Here is a 19,208-nt window from a genome sequence, read left to right on the forward strand (position 1 = left end):
GTTTTGGTCCTGTGGGGCGCTTTTTTTATTCTAGGCTGCGTGCTTTCCCAACCAGGGCTCCAGTAGTGCCAGGTCGCGACGCAGGCTTTCGGCGAACAGGTGCAGGCGGGTGGGGTTGTCCAGCTCGCCGGGCTGGATGCCGACGAAGGTGAAGGTTTCGTCGTGCTCTCGGGCGGCGACATTGATACTGACGGTGCCGTCGTAGTGCATCCGGCACTGGCAGTCGTAGCCTTCCAGCGCCTGGTTCAGGCTGCGCTGGATCTCGCCGAGATCGGGGTGCTTGTTCTTGCTCATCGCATCGCTCATGCAAGGGGATGGGGCTTTCTTCTCGTGCAGGGCGAGTCGGGTGGATGCGTCGACGACCTCGGGACCGAGGGGCGGCGTAGCCTCCCGGCCGGCGCGGCGTCTGGGCTTCCCGCCCGGACATTGCTTCCTGTATCGCCAGGGTAGGGGTGCCTCCGCTATCGTTTCGCGATGCAAATGCACTAGCACCGCTAGTGCAATCGTCACGCGTGCGCGGTCAGGGCGGGCGGGCATCCTTGCTGCCCCCCGGAAAATCGCTCCATCCAAGAGGAACAGCATGAACGACCAGGTACTGCGTACCCAGACCGACCGCCGCCAGTTGCAGCAGATCATCGCCGGTCTTACCGAAGGGGTGATCCTGATCGAGCCGGACCAGCGCATCCTCTGGGCCAACGAGGCGGCCCTGGCGATGCACGGCGTCGATTCGCTGGAAGGCCTGGGCGCCGATACCGGCGAGTATCGCGAGCGCTTTCGCCTGCGCTACCGCAACAATCATCCGCTGCAGGAGGGGCAGTACCCGGCCGAGCGCCTGGTGGCTGGCGAGTGCTTCAGCGACGTGGTGGTGGAAGTGTTTCCCGCCGCCGACGAGGACACCCGCTGGGTGCACCGCGTGCGCGGGCTGGTGCTGACCACCCCCGAGGACAAGCCCGACTGCCTGGTGCTGATCCTCCACGACGCCACCGAGTGGGCCAGCGCCGAGCAGCGCTTCGAGAAGACCTTCAATGCCAACCCGGCGCCGGCGGTGATCTGCCGGCTCAGCGACTACCGCTACGTGAAGGTCAATGTCGGTTTCCTGGAAATGACCGGCTATGCCCGCGACCAGGTGATCGGCCGTTCGGTGTACGAGCTGGACGTACTCGACCAGGCCGAGCGCCGCGAACTGGCGGTGGAGCGCCTGGGCGCCGGCGAGACCATTCCGCAGATGGAGGCGAGCCTGCGGGTGGCGGAGGGCGGACGCAAGTGCGTGGTGGTCGCCGGGCAGCCGATAGAGGTCGGCGAGGAGGCCTGCATGCTCTTCACTTTCACCGATCTCGAACCGCGGAAGAAGGCCGAGGAGGCCCTGCGCAAGAGCGAGGAGCGCTTCGCCAAGGCCTTCCGCATGGCACCGGTGCCGAGCCTGGTGCTGTACGGCGACGACCTGCAGGCGCTGGACATCAACCAGGCCTTCAGCGAAACCTTCGGCTACCAGGCCGAGGAACTGCTCGGCGAGTCCACCGTCGCCTGCGGGCTGTGGCAGGACGGCGGCGCCGAGCGCCTGGGCGAGCTGCTGGCGCAGAGCGGCAGCGTGCGCAACGTCCAGCTGCGCCTGCAGCACAAGGATCGCAACGGCCTGGACTGCCTGGTCTCGGCCGAGGCGGTGAGCCTCAACGAGCAGGACTGCGTGCTGGTGGCCTTGCTGGACATCAGCGACCGGCGGCGCACCGAAATGGAGCTGGTGCACGCCATCGAGACGGTGATGCAGGACGCTTCCTGGTTCAGCCGCACCCTGATCGAAAAGCTCGCCAACGTGCGCCGCGCCAACGCGCCGGGCACCGGCGCCGAACTGGCCGACCTGACCGCGCGCGAGCGCGAGGTGTTCGACCTCATCTGCCAGGGCCTGGCGGACAAGGAGATCGCCAAGGAACTGGGCCTGGCGCCGAACACCGTGCGCAACCACGTGGCGACCATCTACGCCAAGCTCGATGTCCACAGCCGTGGCGAGGCCATCGTCTGGGCACGCGAACGCGGATTCGCGCCGGAGCCGCGCAACGGCAACGGGCGCAAATAAACGAAGAGGGTACGAATGCACCAGGGCGGCTGGTGCATTCGTACCTGTCGCCCGCTCCCGTCGGCGCCGACACTGGCGCAGCACGCCCGGCATGCCCCCGCCCGTGGTCGTGCACCTTTTCTCCGCGGCGCGAGCCGCGCCGTCCGCACGTCTGTTCCCCTCGCCAGTTTCGCTCTGGCGGGGGGCTTCCCGCCTCCTTTCGAATATTTGCCCCTCTGCCTCTGCTGGTGCGCGACGGCATCCTGCCGGCCGTTTGCGAATGCTCGGGACTGGTGTCGTGAAATTTTAAGTGTTATTTTTCATGAAAAATAACCAATATAATTTCACGGAGGTCGCGATGTTCCTGCAATCCAACGAGCATGTCGGCACTTACTACGCCGCCGTCAATCCCGAACTGATCCAGCCGCGCCAGGCCCTGGAGGGTGACCTCGACTGCGAGGTGCTGGTGGTCGGCGCCGGTTTCAGCGGCTTGCACACGGCGCTGCGGCTGGTCGAAGGCGGACGCCAGGTATGCGTCATCGAAGCCAGCCGGATCGCCTGGGCGGCCTCCGGACGCAACGGTGGGCAGGCGCTGCCCGGCTGGTCCAGCGACCTGCCGCCGCTGGAGGCCGACCTCGGCTACGAAGGCGCACGCCGTCTCTGGGACGGCATGCTCTGGGCGGCCGGCGAGATGCGCGAGTTGCCGCAGCGACATGGCTTCGACTGCGACTACCGGGTCGGCCACCTATGGACGGCGATCCTGCCGCGCCGGGTCGGCCTGCTCTACGACTGGCAGGCCGAGGCCAACCGTCGCTGGGGCTACGAGGGGCTACGCTTCGTGGCGAAGGACGAGTTGCCCGAATGGATCGCCAGCGAGCGCTACCTTGCCGGTCTCTACGATCCCCACGCCGCACACCTGAATCCGCTCAAGCTGGCGTTCGGCCTGGCCGCCGCCATCGAGCGCGCCGGCGGGCGTATCCACGAGCGGACCCGGGCCCTGAACTATCGCGAGGAGGGCGACGGCTACCGGGTCCGTACCGAGCACGGCGAGATCCGCTGCGCGGCGCTGGTGCTGGCCTGCAACGCCTACATCGACGGGCTGGACAGCGAGCTGTCGCAACGGATGCTGCCGGTGGGCACCTATCAGGTCGCCACTGAGCCGCTCGGCGAGGAACGGGCGAAGTCGTTGCTGCCGCGCAACTGCTGCGTGACCGACAACCAGTTCGTCCTCGACTACTTCCGCCTGACCCCGGACCACCGCCTGCTGTTCGGCGGCGGCTGCACCTACCTGGGCGGCATGCCCAGCGACATCCGCGCCGCCACCCGGCCCTATCTCGAACGGGTGTTCCCGCAGTTGCGCGGGGTGGCGCTGGAATACGCCTGGGGCGGGCATATCGACTGCAGCATGCGGCGCACCCCGGACATCGGCCGGCAGGGCAACCGCTACTGGCTGCAAGGCTACTCCGGCCACGGCGTGCTGCCGAGTCTGGCGGCGGCCAGGGCGGTCAGCGACGCGCTGCTCGGCGACGACGAGACCCTGGCGCTCTACCAGCGTCTGCGCAATCCGAAGTTTCCCGGTGGCCAGCGCTTCGCCGCGCCGCTGGAAGCCCTGGGCAAAGCGTATTACCGTTTGCGCGACCTGTTCTGAGAGGGCCCGGAGCCGAGATGAGCGAAGTAGCCGACGACCTGGCGGAGATCGCCAGCCTGGTGCGCGAATTGCGCAAGCGCAAGGGCATCACCCTGCAGGCGCTGGCCGACGGCATTCGCCGTTCGGTGGGCTTCGTCTCCCAGGTCGAGCGCGGCCTGTCGCGGCCGGCGGTGGACGACCTGGTCGCCATCAGCCAGGTGCTCGGGGTGCCGGCGACCTACTTCTTCTGCTCGCCGAAGACCCAGGCCTCGCCCTGGGTGACCCGTCCGGGCGAGCGTCGGACCCTGGCCTACGCTCGTGGCGCCAGCGACAACCTGGTGTCGCCGCGTCTTGGCGGTGCCTTCTTCATGCTCGAAACCTGCCTTGAAGCGGGTGCCGACAGCGGCGAGCGCGACCTGCTGGACAGCTCGGAGCAGGGCGGCTACGTGCTCGAAGGCGAGCTGACCCTGTGGCTGGAGGACGAGGAGCTGCGCCTGCAGGCCGGCGACGGTTTCCAGATTCCCAGCCATATGCGCAGCCGCTATGCCAACCGCAGCCAGGCGCCGGTCAGGGTGCTCTGGGTATACGCCTGACGAAGCGCGTTACCCTGTCGTTTGCCGGATAGCGGCGAAGACTTCCGGCATCGGCGAGAACCGTCGCCGACCGATGAAAAAAGCCCGAGGCACAGGCCTCGGGCTTTTCGTCACCAGCGTCCGGAGGCGCCGCCGCCGCCGCTGGAGCCGCCGCCACCGCGGAAGATGCTGCCACCGCCGCTGCCGCCTCCCCCACCGCCGCCGCGACTATTGAGGATGGCGCTGAGAATGGCCATCAGCACTTCGCCGGGAAGCAGGAACAGGGCGTAGATGAACAGGGTCGGGGCCAGTACGCCGAGACTGTCGTCCGCCGCGCGGTCGACGTTCTGCCACAGGCCCATGCTCAACAGCCAGGCCAGGCCGGCGACCGCCGCGCTGCAAAGCAGGAAGCGGCCGATGCTGCGCCGCCGCATCCACTGCAACGGCAGCAGGCGTCCGAGCAGGGCCACGGCGAGCAGGACCGCCACATAGACACCGAGGTAGACCGGATTGCCCCAGAGCTGTCCGCTCAGGCCGCTCTTCTTCTTCGGCTCCGGCGGGGCGCTGTCATACACCTCACCCTCGTCGACCGGTGCCGGCAGGGCCCGCGGCGGCGTGGCCTCGGGAACCGCCGGCAAGGCGTCGACGGGAGCGCTGGCGGTAGCGCTGTCCGGGTTCTTCTCGGCATCGATCAGTTGCACCAGGCTGTCCACGCCGGCCTGGATGCCGCCATAGAAGTTGCCCTGGCGGAACTGCGGCGTGATCTGCTCGCTGATGATCCGCCCGGCCTGGACGTCGGTGATGGCCCCTTCCAGGCCGTAGCCGACCTCGATGCGCAGGGTGCGGTCGTTCTTCGCCACCAGCAGCAGGACGCCGTCGTCGACCTTCTTCTGGCCCAGCTTCCATTTCTCGAAGGTACGCACCGCGTACTCCTCGATGGAATCGTCGCCGGTGGTCGGGACCAGCAGCACCGCGAGCTGCGCGCCGCTCTTGGCTTCCAGGGCGGCGAGCTGTTGCTCCAGGTGCTGGCGCTGGTCGCCGGAAAGGGTCGCGGTGAGGTCGGTGACCCGCGCCGTCAGCGCGGGTATCGGTGGCACATCGGCCCAGGCGACCAGGCTGGCGAGCAGCAGCCCGGCGCCCAGTAGCAGCCGGCGCATGGCTTACTGCGCCGGTTGCGGGTTGCCGAAATCGACTTTCGGCGCGGTGGAGATGGCCGCTTCGTTTTCCACGCTGAAGTTCGCCTTGGGCTTGTAGCCGAACAGCTTGGCGGTGATCACGCCGGGGAACTGGCGCAGCAGCACGTTGTATTCCTGTACCGACTTGACGTAGCGGCCGCGAGCGACGGCGATGCGGTTCTCGGTGCCTTCCAGTTGTGTCAGCAGGTCCTTGAACAGGCCGTCGGCCTTCAGTTGCGGGTAGTTCTCGGTGACTACCAGCAGGCGCGAAAGCGCCGAGCTCAGTTCGCCCTGGGCCTTCTGGAAGCGCTGCACGGCCTGCTCGTCGTCCAGTTGGTCGGCGTTCAGCTGCACGCTGCCGACCTTGGCCCGGGCCTCGGTGACCTGGGTCAGGACCGACGCCTCATGGGAGGCATAGCCCTTCACCGTGCTGACCAGGTTGGGCACCAGGTCGGCGCGCCGCTGGTACTGGTTGAGCACTTCCGACCAGGCGGCTTTCACCTGTTCGTCGCCGGCCTGCATGGCGTTGTAGCCGCAGCCGCTGAGCAGCAGGGCGAGGACGGGAAGGAGGGCATTTCTGAGGAATCGAGGCATGGTGGTACTCATCCGGGTTGAGAAAGCTCGATTGTAGACCAGCCAATGGCCAGCACGTTCCTTGTGCCGGCACGGATATCGGCGCTGTCAGGCGGTGCGGCGGCCGAACGCCAGCTTGGCCGCCAGGGCCAGCAGGCAGAACACGAACAGCGCCAGCGACCAGACCGCCATGGACTGGCCGAGCAGGGTCCAGACCACTTCGCCGCACAGTCCCTCGGGCTGGAAGACCTGCGGCAGCCAGGTATCCAGCGGTATCCATTCGGGGAAGCCCATGAACATCTTGCAACTGCCCATGCCCTGGGCAGCCAGTTTCTCTTCCGCGACCAGCGACCAGGCGTGGTAGATCCCGCCCAGGCTGGCGGCGAGCATGCCCAGCGCGGCGATGCCGCCGGCGATCCGCGAACGCGGGGCGAGGCTGCCGACGATCCCGGCGAGCACCAGGCCGAGCACGTCCAGGCGAATGAAGATGCACAGCGAGCAGGGCGCGAAGCCGCGCACGTGCTGGAGGTAGAGGACGAAAGCGAGGATCAGCAGGCCGCCGATGGCGACCGCGGGCCAGAACAAGCGGTTGTCGAGGGGCTTGAGGAGAGCGCTCAAGGCAGGGATTCCTGTGTCGTTGATAAGGGAGGCCGGGCCGGCACTGTGCGGCGCTGGCCGATGGTAGTCCATCAGGATTGCCCGAAGATTAAGCCGTTTGACGTAACGATGTCTGCTGCATGTTTCTCCGCTTTCGTAGGAGCTTTCAGGGAAAAACGCCGCAACGGGGTGAGCATCTGGAGGCTCCGCCGGGATAGACTATCTTGGTCTATACCAATAAGGTCCGTCATGCTAGCCACCAGCCTGGTGCTGTGCGCCGCCGTTCTCCACGCCACCTGGAACACCCTGGTCAAGTTCAGCAGCGACCGCTTGCTGGTCGTCGCCTGCATGGACGTGGTCGGCGTGCTCTGCGCCATCCTGCTGTTGCCCTTCGTCAGCCTGCCGCCGGCCGAAGTCTGGCCCTGGCTGCTCGGCGCCACCGTCCTGCAACTGCTCTACCGGGTACTGCTGATCGAGGCCTACAAGGTCGGCGACCTGGGCCTGGTCTATCCGCTGATGCGCGGGCTGTCGCCGCTGGTGGTGCTGGGCCTGACCCTGGCGTTCGGCGGCGAGCAGCTCAGCGGCCGGCAGATCCTCGGCATCCTCTTGATCCCCTTCGGCATGCTTTGCCTGCTCTGGGGCGGCGGCGGTTCGCGCCTGCCCTGGCGGACTCTGCCGGTGGTGCTGCTGATCGGCCTGTGCATCGGCGGCTACACTTGGAGCGACGGCAACGCCTTGAAGCGATGGCCGTTGGCGCTTGACTACCTGGTCTGGCTGACGCTGCTCTCCGGCCTGCCGTTCCCGCTGATCGCCGTTGGCGCGCGAACCCGCGCCTTCGCCCGCTTCTGGGCGCTGGAGTGGAAGCTCGGCCTGGCGGTCGGGGTCTGCGTGCTGGCCAGCTACGGCCTGGTGCTGTGGGCCATGCAGCTGGGGTCGATCGCCGAAGCGGCAGCGTTGCGCGAGACCAGCGTGCTGCTGGCGGTGCTGTTCGGCATGCGCTTCCTCAACGAGCCGTTCGGACTGCCACGCCTGCTGGCGTGCGGCCTGGTGCTGGCCGGAATGCTGCTGATGAAGCTCTGAAGGGGCTGTGCCTTTACAGAACGAGCGGCGCCAGCTTGAGTTGCAGTTCCACAACCACAAGGAACTGCCATGACCATCGCTTTCTGGTGCGTGCTGATCGCGATCTTCCTGCCTTACGTCTGTACCTCCATCGCCAAGTTCGGCGGGGAGGGCTACGGCGGTCGGGCCAACGCCGACCCGCGGGCGTTCCTCGGTTCGCTCGAAGGCTTTCGCCGGCGTGCCAACAACGCCCAGTTGAACGCTTTCGAAGTGACCCCGGCGTTCGCCGCGGCGGTGATCATCGCCCATCTGGTCGGCAACGCTTCGCAGGCGACCCTGGATAGCCTGGCCATTGCCTGGATCACCAGTCGCCTGCTCTACGTCATCTGCTACCTCGCCGACTGGGGGCCGTTGCGCTCGCTGGTCTGGTTCGTCGGCATGCTGCTCATCGCCGCGTTCTTCGTGGTTTCCGCCTGAGCAGCCCGCTGCGGCCTATGGCCGCAGTGCGGGCGCGCGGCTCTGGATCAATCGGCGGTGGCGACGGATAATCCGCCGCTTCCGTGATCGACCCTGAAAAAAAGAGCCTTGCCATGAAGCTGAAGTCCCTGCTCGTCGTGCTGCTGGCCGGCGTCGCCCTGAGCGGCTGTCACCGTATGGATCCCAATTCGCCCGAGGCCAAGCGCCAGGCGATCTTCAAGGAAATGCTACGGACCAGCGAGGACATGGGCGGGATGCTCCGCGGACGCCTGCCCTTCGACGCGGAGAAGTTCCGCGCCGGATCGGCGAAGTTGCACCAACTGGCCGACCAGCCCTGGCAGTACTTCCCCAGTCCCAAGGCCGGCGAGGAGGGCGAGGACACCCGCGCCAAGGACGAGGTCTGGCAGCGCCAGCAGGAGTTCAAGGCCGCCACCCAGGTCTTCATCGACGCGATGAACCGTCTCCAGGACAACACTCGCCAGGCCACGCCGACCCCGGATGGCGTGCGCAAGGACTTCGCCGCGGTGGAAGACGCCTGCGAAGCCTGCCACAAGAAATTCCGCGCGCTCTGAGGCCGGACCGGGCGTCATACGCCCTGCCTGGAAGGCGCGAGGGGTAGGGCGAATGAGCGCTGGCGCTCATTCGCCGTTGCGGCAGCGCTGGGCGGCACCTGGTGTCCCGCTGCGGCGCGGATGGCGGGTAACGCCGTGGGCGTCATACGCCTTACGTGGGAGGCGCGAGGCGTAGGGCGGTACCTGGTGTCCTACTGTGCCTGGGCCTGTTCCAGGCCTTTCTTGGCCTCTTCCAGTTCGGCGCGGGCCTCGGCCAGCTTGGCCTTGCGTTTCTCGATCTTCTCCGGATCGCCCTTGCCCATGGCCTTGCGCAAATCCTTCTCGCGTTCGCTGACCTCGCGCTCGCTGTCGATCACCTTCTGCTTGTTCTCCCTCAGCAGGCCGGCTTCGGTGCAGTGTTCCTTGACCTCGGAGAGGGCCTTTTCCAAGCCGGCCACCTGGCCTTCGTTGGCGAACGAACGGGCCGTTTCCAGCTTCGCCTCGATGGCGGCCTGCTTGGCGGCGCAACCGCTGAGCGGGGCGCCTTTGATGGTGCCCGGCTGGGCGGCGGAGAGCGGCAGGGAGACGGCGAGCAGCAGCCCGGCCAGCGGCAGTGAAGGACGAATGGACATCGGTTGGCTCCTTGATCGAACGGCCGGTGCGGTTGCCGGACGACGGCTCGGCCGAGCGTCCTGGCAGGCGGATGAGGCAGGCGGCAGCCGGCGTGACAAAGGCGCAAGTGTGCCAGCAAACGGCACGGTTGTGGTTGTCCGGGAGCAAAGTACGCCGCCCCGGGGTCTCTGGAGAAGGGCCATGGTTCGGGCATTCCGGCGCAACCCGGCCTAACGTTGTCCGAAGACGCCGAGAACGGGAGAACCGCGATGCGTACGCTGATCCGCCTGGTTCGCACGCTTATCCTGCTGCTGGTCCTGGCGCTGCTCGCCGGCGCCTGGTGGTGGCTGCAGGACGAGGCCCTGCGCACCCCCGCGCTGGCCGGCCACAGCGAGGACTCGAGCCTGAAGGTCGCGGGCCTGCGCCGGCATTACCTGCTCTACGTGCCGCCGGGCGTGACCGAGGGAGCGCCGTTGCTGGTGGTGCTGCACGGCTCACGGGGCGACGGCGCGCAGATGCGCCGCATCAGCGGCTACGGCTTCGACCGGCTGGCGGCGCAAGAAGGTTTCCTGGTGGCCTACCCGGACGGCTTCGAGGGCCACTGGAACGATTGCCGCAAGGCCGCCAGCTATTCGGCGCGGCTGCGTGACGTCGATGACGTGGCTTTCCTCCGCGCGCTGGTGGCGCGGCTGGCCCAGGAATACCGCGTCGATCCGCAGCGGGTATATGTCGCCGGCTACTCCAATGGCGGCCAGATGGCTTTCCGCCTGGCCGCCGAAGCACCGGGGTTGCCGGCGGCGATCGCAACGGTGGCGGCGAGCCTGCCGACCACGGAGAACGATGCCTGTCGGCCGGTCGAGCGGCCGACCGCTGCGTTGCTGATCAACGGCACGCGCGATCCGATCAATCCCTATCTCGGCGGCAAGGTCAGCCTGTTCGGCTTCGGCGACCGGGGCGCGGTACGCTCGACCCCGGACTCGGCACGCTGGTGGGCCGGCCTGAACGGCATCGCCGCGCCGCCGGACGTGGCGCCGCTGACCCGTCCCGGCCCGGTCTGGACCGAGCGCCAGCGCTGGCAGGAAGACGGCCATCCGCCGGTGGAGCTGCTCAGCGTGCATGGCGGCGGCCACGTGCTGGCGCAGCCGGACTATCGCTTCCCGCGGATTCTCGGCAAGAGCGACCCGGAACTGGACGCGCCAGCGGAAATCTGGCGCTTCTTCAGCCAGTTGCCGCGCTGAGGCTCAGACCTCGAAGACGAATTCCGGACGGAACCCGCCTCTCTCGTGGGGATAGCCGCCCGGATTGGCCAGCACCCGTGCCCGGCCGATGCGGTAGTCGAGGGCATCGTGGACGTGACCGTGCAGCCAGTAGTCGGCCTGCGCCACCAGTTCGTCGAGGTTGGAAGCGAAGGCTGGCGACAGCGGGTTGCCGACGAACTGCGGCGGGATCGACAGCGCACTGGGCGCGTGGTGGCTGACCACCAGCGTCGGGCCGTCGTGGGGCCGCGCCAGCTGTTCGGCGAGCCAGTCGCGCGAGGCCCGGTGCAGGGCGATGCTCTGCTCGGGGGTGAAGTCGCCGCCGAACCAGTCGATGCAGCTGAAGTCCGGCATCGATTGCAGGGCCAGCTCATGGGCGGGCGCATAGCCGTCCGCGCCATAGAGCTGGAAGTCGGTCCACAGGGTGGCGCCGAGGAAGCGCGCCGGGCCGATCCGCGCTTCGTCGTTTTCCAGGAAGTGGATCTCCAGCGCCCGGGCGATATTGCGCATCGCCTGGGTCAGGTCGGTCATTTCCGAGGAGTAGAACTCATGGTTGCCGGCGACGTAGACGATCTCGCTGTCGGCGAAGGTCTCGCGGGCCCAGTGCAGACCTTCCAGGTGGCTGTGGATATCGCCGGCCAGCACCACCACGTCGGCCTCGAGCTCTGGCAGTTGGCGTCGCCCGTCGAAATGTTCGTGGTGGAGGTCGGACAGCAGGCGGATCTTCATGGCACGGCTCGGCGGTAGGCGCGGCGGACCAGCATAGCTCCGCCCACCCCGGGGTTGAAGGCCGACAACGATTGACGCAGGTCATGGCTGTGCGGGAAAACCTCGCTGGCCTCGCTAATTCCCCCATGAAGTTAAGGGACAATTAAGACTGGACGCGCAGGGTTCATTCCAGCGATTCGCGCGTTCTGTCGGGGAGTGGTGCCAATGAAACTGTTATGGGGAGTTCTCGCCGCCGCGCTGGCGGCCTGGGGCCTGACGCTGGCCGTCGATCCGCCGGCGAGCCTGGATATCTGGGTGGTGCGCAAGCAGGCGATCCTGCTTACCGGGGTAGCGTCCTTCGCCCTGATGTCGTTGATCATGCTGCTGGCGGTGCGTCCGGTCTGGCTGGAGAAGCCGCTGGACGGGCTCGACCGCATGTACCGCCTGCACAAGTGGGCGGGCATCCTGGCCATCGTCCTCGGCCTGTTGCACTACCTGCTGGAGTTGGCCGGCCCCTGGCTGGCGGGTATCGTCGGCAAACCGGTGAAAGGCCCGCGGGTGGAAGCCTTCCTCGACGTCTTCCGTGGCTCGGCCAAGGAGTTGGGTGAATGGTCGGCGTGGATTCTCGGCGGGATGCTGCTGATCACTCTCTGGCAGCGCTTCCCGTATCACCTCTGGCGTTATGTGCACAAGGCGTTGGCCCTGGTCTACCTGGTACTGGCCTTCCATTCCGTGGTGCTCGCCCCGGCCAGCTACTGGAGCCAGCCGGCCGGTTGGCTGGTGGCGGCCTGCGCTCTGCTCGGTTCGGCCTGCGCACTGTTGTCTCTGAGCGGGCGGATCGGTCGCACGCGTCGCCATGCGGGCGTGGTCACCGCCGTCGAGCGGCGCGGCGAAAGCCTGCTCGAGGTGACCTGCCGGCTGCAGGGCGACTGGTCGCACAGGGCCGGGCAGTTCGCCTTTCTCACCTGCGACCGCCTGGAGGGTGCCCATCCGTTCACCATCGCCAGCGCCGACCGCGGCTGCGGCGAGGTGCGCTTCAGCATCAAGGCATTGGGCGACTACACCCGGCGCCTGCAGGACAACCTGGAGGTCGGCGCCAGGGTCGAGGTGGAGGGGCCATACGGCTGCTTCGACTTCCGCCGTGGCCTGGCCGGGCGGCAGGTCTGGGTCGCCGCCGGGATCGGCGTGACGCCGTTCATCGCCTGGCTGGAGTCGCTGCAGGCCGCGCCGGAAAGCGCGCCATCGGTGGAGCTGCACTATTGCGTGCGCAATTCCCAGGAAGCGCTGTTCGCCGGGCGCTTGCGCGAACTTTGCGAACACCTGCCCAGCGTGACCCTGCACATCCGCTATAGCGACGAGCAGGGCAAGCCGCAGGCGGCGCAACTGGGCGTGCTGAAGAGCGCCGAAGGACGCTGGCCGAGCGTCTGGTTCTGCGGTCCGCAGGGGCTGGCCGACAGCCTGCGCCGCGATCTGCGCCGGCAGGGCATGCCGCTGCGGCTGTTCCACCAGGAAGCCTTCCGCATGCGCTGAGCCTGCCGGAAACGAAAAAGCCCCACCGAAGCGGGGCTTCTTCATCGCGCGGTCGCTCAGAGGCCGGCGGCGTCGCGCAGGAGAGCGGCCTTGTCGGTCTTCTCCCAGGTGAACGCGGTGAAGGTATCGCCGTCCACGGTCAGCTCGAACGGATGACGACCGAAGTGGCCGTAGGCCGCGGTCGGCTGGTACATCGGGTGGAGCAGGTCGAGCATCTTGGTGATCGCGTACGGGCGCAGGTCGAAGTGCTCGCGGACCAGTTGCACGATCTTCTCGTCGCTGACCTTGCCGGTGCCGAAGGTGTTGATCGAGATCGAGGTCGGCTGGGCCACGCCGATGGCGTAGGAAACCTGGATCTCGCAACGCTCGGCGAGGCCGGCGGCGACGATGTTCTTCGCCACGTAGCGGCCGGCGTAGGCGGCGGAGCGGTCGACCTTGGACGGGTCCTTGCCGGAGAACGCGCCGCCGCCGTGGCGGGCCATGCCGCCGTAGGAGTCGACGATGATCTTGCGTCCGGTCAGGCCGCAGTCGCCGACCGGGCCGCCGATCACGAAGTTGCCGGTCGGGTTGATGTGGAACTGGGTGTCCTTGTGCAGCAGCTCGGCCGGCAGCACCTGCTTGATGATCAGCTCCATCACGCCGTCGCGCAGGTCGTTATAGGAGACTTCCGGGTTGTGCTGGGTGGACAGCACCACCGCATCGATGCCGACCACCTTGCCGCCTTCGTAGCGGCAGGTCACCTGGGACTTGGCGTCCGGGCGCAGCCATGGCAGCAGGCCGGACTTGCGCGCCTCGGCCTGGCGCTCGACCAGGCGGTGGGAGAAGCAGATCGGCGCCGGCATCAGCACGTCGGTCTCGTTGCTGGCGTAGCCGAACATCAGGCCCTGGTCGCCGGCGCCCTGGTCTTCCGGCTTGGCCCGGTCGACGCCCTGGTTGATGTCCACCGACTGCTTGCCGATGATGTTCAGCACGCCGCAGGTGGCGCCATCGAAGCCGACGTCGGAGCTGTCGTAGCCGATGTCGATGATGACCTTGCGCACCAGCTCTTCCAGGTCGACCCAGGCGGAGGTGGTGACTTCACCGGCGATGATCGCCACGCCGGTCTTGACCAGGGTTTCGCATGCCACGCGAGCGTACTTGTCCTTGGCGATGATGGCGTCCAGCACCGCGTCGGAGATCTGGTCCGCGATCTTGTCCGGATGGCCTTCGGACACGGACTCGGAGGTGAAAACGGAATATTCGCTCATCAATCGGTTCCTACATTACCGGTGGGTGAGGCGGCTTTCGGATGCATCCCTGGCGAAGTGCCGGACCTGGATCTGGAAGCCATTGCGTAAACCAATGTAAAGACTCTCGCCGGGCGTGAGCCCTGCGGCGTCGGCCCACTGGGCCAGGTCCTCCTGTTCGAAACCCAACCAGAGGTCGCCGCAGGCCTCCCTGGCCCAGCCCTGGTTGTGCCGGCACAAGTCCGTCACCAGCAGGCTGCCGCCCGGATGGACCAGGCGGGCCAACTGTTTCAGCGCCTCCGCCGGCGCGGCGAAGTGGTGCAGGACCATGTTCAGCACCACGCAATCGGCCGGTTCGGCGGCATCCTGCAGGGCATCGGCCAATTCCAGGCGGACGTTGCCCAATCCTTCTTCCTTGCAGCGCTGGCGCGCCAGTTCCAGCATCGCCGCGCTGTTGTCCAGCGCCGTGACCTGGCGGAAACGCCTGGCGAGTTCCGGCAGGAACCCGCCGTCCCCCGGGCCGACCTCCAGCGCCGTGGCGCCGGGGGCGAAGGCCAGTGCGTCGAGCAAGGCCAACACGCTCTCACGGTATTGCGGCAGTCCTGCGATCAGGTCCTGCTGGGCCTGGAACTTGTCCGCCGCGCGGGCGAAGAAGTCCTGGCTGACCGCCGCGCGCTGGGCGTGCACGGCATCGATCCGCGCCCGCACGTCGTCGGGTAGCGCCCGTTCGTCCACTTCCTCCAGCAGCGCCGCGTGCAGCGCGCCGCCGGTGCGTTCGGCCAGGGGCAGCGAACGCCGGTAGAAGATCGCGTTGCCCTCGCGGCGCGTCGCCACCAGCCCGGCCTGGGCCAGCACCTTGAGGTGGTGGCTCATGCCCGACTGGCCGATGGCGAAGATCTGCGCCAGCTCCAGCACGCCGAACGAATCGTTGGCCAGGGCGCGCAACACATTCAGTCGCAGCGAGTCGCCAGCCGCCTTGCACAGCGCGGCGAGCGGGTCGTAGTCGTCTGGTCGTATCGAAGGCACGCGAAGGCTCATGGAGGCGCAGTCTAGTACCGGGTCCGAACCCCGGCAATGCCTGTATCAAAAATTTTTGATATTGATGACGGGTGGCCGTCGCGCAATTGCAATCCGGCTGCGCCAGGCTTCTGGCAAAACCGGTCGGCAGCGACATACTGTCCCCCTGCCGATCTGTCATTGCCCCTTGGGCCTTCGGTGGGCGAAAATGGCGCCCTTTTTTTCACTCCTGGTCTTCCGACCAGCAACCCCCGTAGGAGAATTGCGATGCCCAGCCGTCGTGAGCGAGCCAATGCCATCCGTGCACTGAGCATGGATGCCGTGCAGAAAGCCAACAGCGGCCACCCGGGCGCCCCGATGGGCATGGCCGATATCGCCGAGGTCCTCTGGCGCGACTACATGCAGCACAACCCGAGCAACCCGCAGTGGGCCAACCGCGACCGCTTCGTGCTGTCCAACGGCCACGGCTCGATGCTGATCTACTCCCTGCTGCACCTCACCGGGTACGACCTCGGCATCGAGGACCTGAAGAACTTCCGCCAGCTCAACTCGCGCACCCCGGGCCACCCGGAGTACGGCTACACCGCCGGCGTCGAGACCACCACCGGCCCGCTCGGCCAGGGCATCGCCAATGCGGTGGGCATGGCGCTGGCGGAGAAGGTCCTGGCCGCCCAGTTCAACCGCGACGGCCACGCGGTGGTCGACCACTACACCTACGCCTTCCTCGGCGACGGCTGCATGATGGAAGGCATTTCCCATGAGGTCGCCTCGCTGGCCGGCACCCTGCGCCTGAACAAGCTGATCGCCTTCTACGACGACAACGGCATTTCCATCGACGGCGAGGTCCACGGCTGGTTCACCGACGACACCCCGAAGCGCTTCGAGGCCTATGGCTGGCAAGTGATCCGCAACGTCGACGGGCATGACGCCGACGAGATCAAGACCGCCATCGATACCGCCCGCAAGAGCGACCAGCCGACCCTGATCTGCTGCAAGACCGTGATCGGCTTCGGCTCGCCGAACAAGCAGGGCAAGGAAGAGTGCCACGGCGCGCCGCTGGGTGCCGACGAGATCGCCGCGACCCGCGCTGCGCTGGGCTGGGAGCACGCTCCGTTCGAAATCCCGGCGCAGATCTACGCCGAGTGGGACGCCAAGGAAACCGGCGCCGCCCAGGAAGCCGAGTGGAACAAGCGTTTCGCCGCCTACCAGGCCGCCCATCCGGAACTGGCCACCGAACTGCTGCGCCGCCTGAAGGGCGAGCTGCCGGCCGACTTCGCCGAGAAGGCCGCGGCCTACGTCGCCGATGTTGCCAACAAGGGTGAGACCATCGCCAGCCGCAAGGCCAGCCAGAACGCGCTGAACGCCTTCGGCCCGCTGCTGCCGGAGCTGCTCGGCGGTTCCGCCGACCTGGCCGGCTCCAACCTGACCCTGTGGAAGGGCTGCAAGGGCGTCAGCGCCGACGACGCTGCCGGCAACTACGTGTTCTACGGCGTGCGTGAATTCGGCATGAGCGCGATCATGAATGGCGTCGCCCTGCACGGCGGTTTCATTCCCTACGGTGCGACCTTCCTGATCTTCATGGAATACGCGCGCAACGCCGTGCGCATGTCCGCACTGATGAAGCAGCGCGTGCTCTACGTGTTCACCCACGACTCCATCGGCCTCGGCGAGGACGGCCCGACCCACCAGCCGATCGAACAACTGGCCAGCCTGCGCCTGACCCCGAACCTGGACACCTGGCGCCCGGCCGACGCGGTCGAGTCGGCGGTGGCCTGGAAGCATGCCATCGAGCGTGCCGACGGTCCGTCCGCGCTGATCTTCTCCCGCCAGAACCTGCCGCACCAGGCGCGCGACGTCGCCCAGGTGGCCGACATCGCCCGCGGCGGCTACGTGCTGAAGGACTGCGCCGGCGAGCCGGAACTGATCCTGATCGCCACCGGTTCGGAAGTCGGCCTGGCCGTGCAGGCCTACGACAAGCTCAGCGAGCAGGGCCGCAAGGTCCGCGTGGTATCGATGCCATGCACCAGCGTCTACGAGCAGCAGGACGAGTCCTACAAGCAGTCCGTGCTGCCGGTGGAAGTCGGCGCGCGCATCGCCATCGAGGCCGCCCATGCCGACTACTGGTACAAGTACGTCGGTCTCGACGGGCGCATCATCGGCATGACCAGCTTCGGCGAGTCGGCGCCGGCCCCGGCGCTGTTCGAGCACTTCGGCTTCACCCTGGACAACGTCCTGGCGGTGGCCGAGGAGCTGCTGGAAGACTGATGCACACGCTCTACTGGCGGGACCTCGAAAGCCCCGCCAATGGCGAATGGCTGGGCCTCGCGGTCCAGGTGGAGGGCGCCCATCGGGCGCCCTCTTTCCTTCATCTGCAATCCGGCGGCCAGGCCCGCATCTGCCTGATGCGTGGCGATCAGCCGCTGCTCTGGGCCACCCAGTTGCCGTACCACGATGGCATCTGGCTGGTGAAGAGCCTGGTCGCGGCGAGCCCGGCGCAGGCCAGCGTGCCGCCCATCGACTCGCCGACCCTGGAAGCCTTGCGCGGCCTGCGCGGCGAGGCCCGCTACAAGGCCTGGAGCCGGCATTTCGTCGAGGCCCTGCGCGCCAGCCCGGGCAGTTGCCTGGAGGCCGGGCGCTGGTTGCTGCGCCTGTCGCTCGCCGAGCAGGCGCCCGCCTGGCAGCCGCCGCAGAGCCACGATCCGCGCGAACGGGTGCTGGAACGCTGGCGCTACCGCAGCGTCGGGCGCGACGCTCTGTTGCCGGACTGGCGCTTCTACAGTCTGGAGAAGGTCCTCGACGACGATTGGGTGCAGTGGCTCGACTGGTGGGGGCGCGACAACGACGCCCTGATCGCCCTGCGCCGGGTCGAGGATGACGAGGGGCGGGTCAAGTGGTGGCGCAAGAAGGCCCGCGAAGGCGAGCTGCCGCCGGTGCTGGCGCTGCGCCTGAACTGCCTGGATGCCTGCGTGATCCTCGATGGCCACTGCCGGCTGCGCGCCGGCCTGCTGGAGAACGTCGCGCCGGAGATCCTGGTGCTCTGCGCCTACGACGAGCAGCCGATGCCGGTGGATACGGCACAGCGCGAACGGGTGCTGCAATCGCTGGCGCAGCGGGTCGACGCGCCGGTGCGCCGTGGACGCCGGCCGCTGGATAGCGAACAGCTCAACCAGGTGCTGCTGCGCCTGTTCGACGACCGTCCCTGGCCGCGAGTGCTGACCCGTGCACGCGCGGTGCTGAAGGAAGAACAGTGGTGCGCGGAAGTGCGCGACTGGCTGGCCGCCCGCGAGCGCCTGGACGCGCTGGAGCCGATCATCCGTCGCGTCGAGTAGCGCGCCAGCGCCGCAGCCATTCCAGGCCTGCCGAGGTGTCGCCGCGCGGACGGTACTCGCAGCCGATCCAGCCCTGGTAGCCGAGCCGGTCGAGTAGCTCGAACAGGTAGGGGTAGTTCACTTCGTTGTCGTCATCCGGCTCGTGGCGGTCGGGTACCCCGGCGATCTGGACATGGCCGATATTGCCGATGTCGCGACGCAGGGTGGTGGCCAGGTCGCCCTCGACGATCTGGCAGTGGTAGCAGTCGAACTGCACCTGCAGGTTGTCCGCGCCGACCTCGCGGCAGATGGCCTGGGCGTCGTCCTGGCGGGTGAGGAAGAAGCCCGGCATGTCGCGGTTGTTGATCGGCTCTATGAGCACCGTCAGCCTGGCGCCGGCGGCTTCGCGGGCGGCATGGGCGAGGTTGTCGAGGTAGGTCTCGCGGTGGCGGATGCGGTCGGCGCCGGCCGGCAGCAGTCCGGCCATGACATGGATGTGGCGGTTGCCGAGGACCTGGGCATAGTCGATGGCCTGGGCGATGGCGCGGCGGAATTCGGCCTCGCGCCCCGGCAGGCTGGCCAGGCCGCGCTCGCCCTTGTCCCAGTCGCCGGGTGCGGCATTGAACAGCACCTGGCGCAGGCCGTGGTCGTCCAGCCGGGCCTTCAGTTCGGCCGCAGGGTAGGCATAGGGGAACAGGTACTCCACGCCCTCGAAGCCGTCCGCCGCGGCGGCGGCGAAGCGTTCGAGGAAGTCGTGGCGGGGGTAGAGCATGCTGAGGTTGGCGGCGAAGCGGGGCATCTGGCGCTCCTGGCGGTCGGTGGATGCGGGCGAGCCTTGCACAGCGGAACGCGGTCGCGCCAGCCAGGTGT

The 19,208-nt window shown here is 67.6% G+C and carries 19 protein-coding genes; 10 read left to right on the forward strand and 9 right to left on the reverse strand.

All coding sequences use genetic code 11. The annotated features are described in order from the left end of the window. Positions 1-30: 30 nt before the first annotated feature. Positions 31-294 carry a hypothetical protein gene (locus HMPREF2914_RS32810; RefSeq protein ID WP_003084903.1) on the reverse strand — a complete coding sequence of 88 codons (264 nt, stop codon included), beginning with the start codon at positions 292-294 and terminating at the stop codon, positions 31-33. A gap of 286 nt (positions 295-580) precedes the next feature. On the opposite strand from HMPREF2914_RS32810, the gene HMPREF2914_RS30040 reads away from it, so the two are divergent. The 3 genes from HMPREF2914_RS30040 to HMPREF2914_RS30050 all read left to right on the forward strand — a co-directional run bounded on the left by HMPREF2914_RS30040 (position 581) and on the right by HMPREF2914_RS30050 (position 4,270). After that, a complete protein-coding gene (locus HMPREF2914_RS30040) occupies positions 581-2,071 on the forward strand; it encodes a helix-turn-helix transcriptional regulator (RefSeq protein WP_003084906.1) in 1,491 nt (496 codons plus the stop codon). 337 nt (positions 2,072-2,408) lie between these two features. After that, on the forward strand, positions 2,409-3,698 hold the full coding sequence (locus HMPREF2914_RS30045) for an NAD(P)/FAD-dependent oxidoreductase (RefSeq protein ID WP_003101571.1): 1,290 nt from the start codon (positions 2,409-2,411) through the stop codon (positions 3,696-3,698). 17 nt (positions 3,699-3,715) lie between these two features. Next, positions 3,716-4,270 (forward strand): helix-turn-helix domain-containing protein, encoded by a 555-nt coding sequence (locus HMPREF2914_RS30050; protein WP_003084911.1) that lies wholly within the window; start codon positions 3,716-3,718, stop codon positions 4,268-4,270. Between the two features lie 110 nt (positions 4,271-4,380). On the opposite strand, the gene HMPREF2914_RS30055 is transcribed toward HMPREF2914_RS30050, so the two are convergent. The 3 genes from HMPREF2914_RS30055 to HMPREF2914_RS30065 form a co-directional block, all read right to left on the reverse strand. Next, positions 4,381-5,406, reverse strand: coding sequence for a TPM domain-containing protein (locus HMPREF2914_RS30055; RefSeq protein WP_003121802.1), 1,026 nt, complete (start codon positions 5,404-5,406; stop codon positions 4,381-4,383). 3 nt (positions 5,407-5,409) lie between these two features. Next, the gene (locus tag HMPREF2914_RS30060; RefSeq protein ID WP_003084923.1) at positions 5,410-6,018 is read right to left on the reverse strand and encodes a LemA family protein; all 609 of its coding nucleotides are present in this window, start codon (positions 6,016-6,018) and stop codon (positions 5,410-5,412) included. A gap of 87 nt (positions 6,019-6,105) precedes the next feature. After that, positions 6,106-6,615, reverse strand: coding sequence for a disulfide bond formation protein B (locus HMPREF2914_RS30065; RefSeq protein WP_003101580.1), 510 nt, complete (start codon positions 6,613-6,615; stop codon positions 6,106-6,108). Positions 6,616-6,843: 228 nt separating this feature from the next. Between HMPREF2914_RS30065 and HMPREF2914_RS30070 the strand changes: the two genes are divergently transcribed. From HMPREF2914_RS30070 to HMPREF2914_RS30080, 3 genes are all read left to right on the forward strand, one after another. Continuing rightward, positions 6,844-7,674 carry a DMT family transporter gene (locus tag HMPREF2914_RS30070; protein WP_003101583.1) on the forward strand — a complete coding sequence of 277 codons (831 nt, stop codon included), beginning with the start codon at positions 6,844-6,846 and terminating at the stop codon, positions 7,672-7,674. A gap of 69 nt (positions 7,675-7,743) precedes the next feature. Next, positions 7,744-8,130, forward strand: a complete 387-nt coding sequence (locus HMPREF2914_RS30075) for an MAPEG family protein (RefSeq protein WP_003101585.1) — start codon at positions 7,744-7,746, stop codon at positions 8,128-8,130. A gap of 113 nt (positions 8,131-8,243) precedes the next feature. Further along, positions 8,244-8,702 (forward strand): c-type cytochrome, encoded by a 459-nt coding sequence (locus HMPREF2914_RS30080; protein WP_003110213.1) that lies wholly within the window; start codon positions 8,244-8,246, stop codon positions 8,700-8,702. Between the two features lie 191 nt (positions 8,703-8,893). Here the strand turns inward: HMPREF2914_RS30080 and HMPREF2914_RS30085 are convergent, their stop codons facing one another. Next, entirely contained in the window at positions 8,894-9,313 is a 420-nt protein-coding gene (locus HMPREF2914_RS30085; RefSeq protein ID WP_015649728.1) for a DUF1090 domain-containing protein, read from the reverse strand. 249 nt (positions 9,314-9,562) lie between these two features. Here HMPREF2914_RS30085 and HMPREF2914_RS30090 point away from each other — a divergent pair, with 249 nt between their 5' ends. Further along, a complete protein-coding gene (locus HMPREF2914_RS30090) occupies positions 9,563-10,531 on the forward strand; it encodes an extracellular catalytic domain type 1 short-chain-length polyhydroxyalkanoate depolymerase (RefSeq protein ID WP_023092344.1) in 969 nt (322 codons plus the stop codon). 3 nt (positions 10,532-10,534) lie between these two features. On the opposite strand, the gene HMPREF2914_RS30095 is transcribed toward HMPREF2914_RS30090, so the two are convergent. After that, positions 10,535-11,278 (reverse strand): metallophosphoesterase, encoded by a 744-nt coding sequence (locus HMPREF2914_RS30095; protein WP_010793507.1) that lies wholly within the window; start codon positions 11,276-11,278, stop codon positions 10,535-10,537. A gap of 204 nt (positions 11,279-11,482) precedes the next feature. Between HMPREF2914_RS30095 and HMPREF2914_RS30100 the strand changes: the two genes are divergently transcribed. Further along, positions 11,483-12,787, forward strand: coding sequence for a ferredoxin reductase family protein (locus tag HMPREF2914_RS30100; protein WP_023092345.1), 1,305 nt, complete (start codon positions 11,483-11,485; stop codon positions 12,785-12,787). 56 nt (positions 12,788-12,843) lie between these two features. Here the strand turns inward: HMPREF2914_RS30100 and metK are convergent, their stop codons facing one another. Then, entirely contained in the window at positions 12,844-14,034 is a 1,191-nt protein-coding gene (gene metK, locus HMPREF2914_RS30105) for a methionine adenosyltransferase (RefSeq protein WP_003084948.1), read from the reverse strand. Between the two features lie 15 nt (positions 14,035-14,049). Beyond that, a complete protein-coding gene (locus tag HMPREF2914_RS30110; protein ID WP_003113231.1) occupies positions 14,050-15,051 on the reverse strand; it encodes an ArsR/SmtB family transcription factor in 1,002 nt (333 codons plus the stop codon). Positions 15,052-15,297: 246 nt separating this feature from the next. Here HMPREF2914_RS30110 and tkt point away from each other — a divergent pair, with 246 nt between their 5' ends. Next, on the forward strand, positions 15,298-17,295 hold the full coding sequence (gene tkt, locus HMPREF2914_RS30115) for a transketolase (protein ID WP_023092346.1): 1,998 nt from the start codon (positions 15,298-15,300) through the stop codon (positions 17,293-17,295). Next, entirely contained in the window at positions 17,295-18,359 is a 1,065-nt protein-coding gene (locus tag HMPREF2914_RS30120; RefSeq protein WP_023092347.1) for a hypothetical protein, read from the forward strand. The genes tkt and HMPREF2914_RS30120 overlap by 1 nt, the downstream gene beginning before the upstream one ends. Here the strand turns inward: HMPREF2914_RS30120 and otnI are convergent. Beyond that, positions 18,340-19,137 (reverse strand): 2-oxo-tetronate isomerase, encoded by a 798-nt coding sequence (gene otnI / locus HMPREF2914_RS30125; protein WP_003084956.1) that lies wholly within the window; start codon positions 19,135-19,137, stop codon positions 18,340-18,342. The genes HMPREF2914_RS30120 and otnI overlap by 20 nt on opposite strands. Between the last annotated feature and the right edge of the window lie 71 nt (positions 19,138-19,208).

This window comes from Pseudomonas sp. HMSC067G02 (assembly GCF_001813485.1).
Classification (GTDB): Bacteria; Pseudomonadota; Gammaproteobacteria; order Pseudomonadales; family Pseudomonadaceae; genus Pseudomonas; species Pseudomonas aeruginosa.

Bases quoted from the DNA above. Each gene is read 5' to 3' on its own strand.
- tkt (WP_023092346.1), top strand. From the start codon at position 15,298: ATGCCCAGCCGTCGTGAGCGAGCCAATGCCATCCGTGCACTGAGCATG.
- HMPREF2914_RS30080 (WP_003110213.1), top strand. From the start codon at position 8,244: ATGAAGCTGAAGTCCCTGCTCGTCGTGCTGCTGGCCGGCGTCGCCCTG.
- HMPREF2914_RS30110 (WP_003113231.1), bottom strand. From the start codon at position 15,051: ATGAGCCTTCGCGTGCCTTCGATACGACCAGACGACTACGACCCGCTC.
- HMPREF2914_RS30055 (WP_003121802.1), bottom strand. From the start codon at position 5,406: ATGCGCCGGCTGCTACTGGGCGCCGGGCTGCTGCTCGCCAGCCTGGTC.
- HMPREF2914_RS30040 (WP_003084906.1), top strand. From the start codon at position 581: ATGAACGACCAGGTACTGCGTACCCAGACCGACCGCCGCCAGTTGCAG.
- HMPREF2914_RS30060 (WP_003084923.1), bottom strand. From the start codon at position 6,018: ATGCCTCGATTCCTCAGAAATGCCCTCCTTCCCGTCCTCGCCCTGCTG.
- HMPREF2914_RS30045 (WP_003101571.1), top strand. From the start codon at position 2,409: ATGTTCCTGCAATCCAACGAGCATGTCGGCACTTACTACGCCGCCGTC.
- HMPREF2914_RS30050 (WP_003084911.1), top strand. From the start codon at position 3,716: ATGAGCGAAGTAGCCGACGACCTGGCGGAGATCGCCAGCCTGGTGCGC.
- metK (WP_003084948.1), bottom strand. From the start codon at position 14,034: ATGAGCGAATATTCCGTTTTCACCTCCGAGTCCGTGTCCGAAGGCCAT.
- HMPREF2914_RS30095 (WP_010793507.1), bottom strand. From the start codon at position 11,278: ATGAAGATCCGCCTGCTGTCCGACCTCCACCACGAACATTTCGACGGG.
- HMPREF2914_RS30085 (WP_015649728.1), bottom strand. From the start codon at position 9,313: ATGTCCATTCGTCCTTCACTGCCGCTGGCCGGGCTGCTGCTCGCCGTC.
- otnI (WP_003084956.1), bottom strand. From the start codon at position 19,137: ATGCCCCGCTTCGCCGCCAACCTCAGCATGCTCTACCCCCGCCACGAC.
- HMPREF2914_RS30100 (WP_023092345.1), top strand. From the start codon at position 11,483: ATGAAACTGTTATGGGGAGTTCTCGCCGCCGCGCTGGCGGCCTGGGGC.
- HMPREF2914_RS32810 (WP_003084903.1), bottom strand. From the start codon at position 294: ATGAGCAAGAACAAGCACCCCGATCTCGGCGAGATCCAGCGCAGCCTG.
- HMPREF2914_RS30075 (WP_003101585.1), top strand. From the start codon at position 7,744: ATGACCATCGCTTTCTGGTGCGTGCTGATCGCGATCTTCCTGCCTTAC.
- HMPREF2914_RS30070 (WP_003101583.1), top strand. From the start codon at position 6,844: ATGCTAGCCACCAGCCTGGTGCTGTGCGCCGCCGTTCTCCACGCCACC.
- HMPREF2914_RS30090 (WP_023092344.1), top strand. From the start codon at position 9,563: ATGCGTACGCTGATCCGCCTGGTTCGCACGCTTATCCTGCTGCTGGTC.
- HMPREF2914_RS30120 (WP_023092347.1), top strand. From the start codon at position 17,295: ATGCACACGCTCTACTGGCGGGACCTCGAAAGCCCCGCCAATGGCGAA.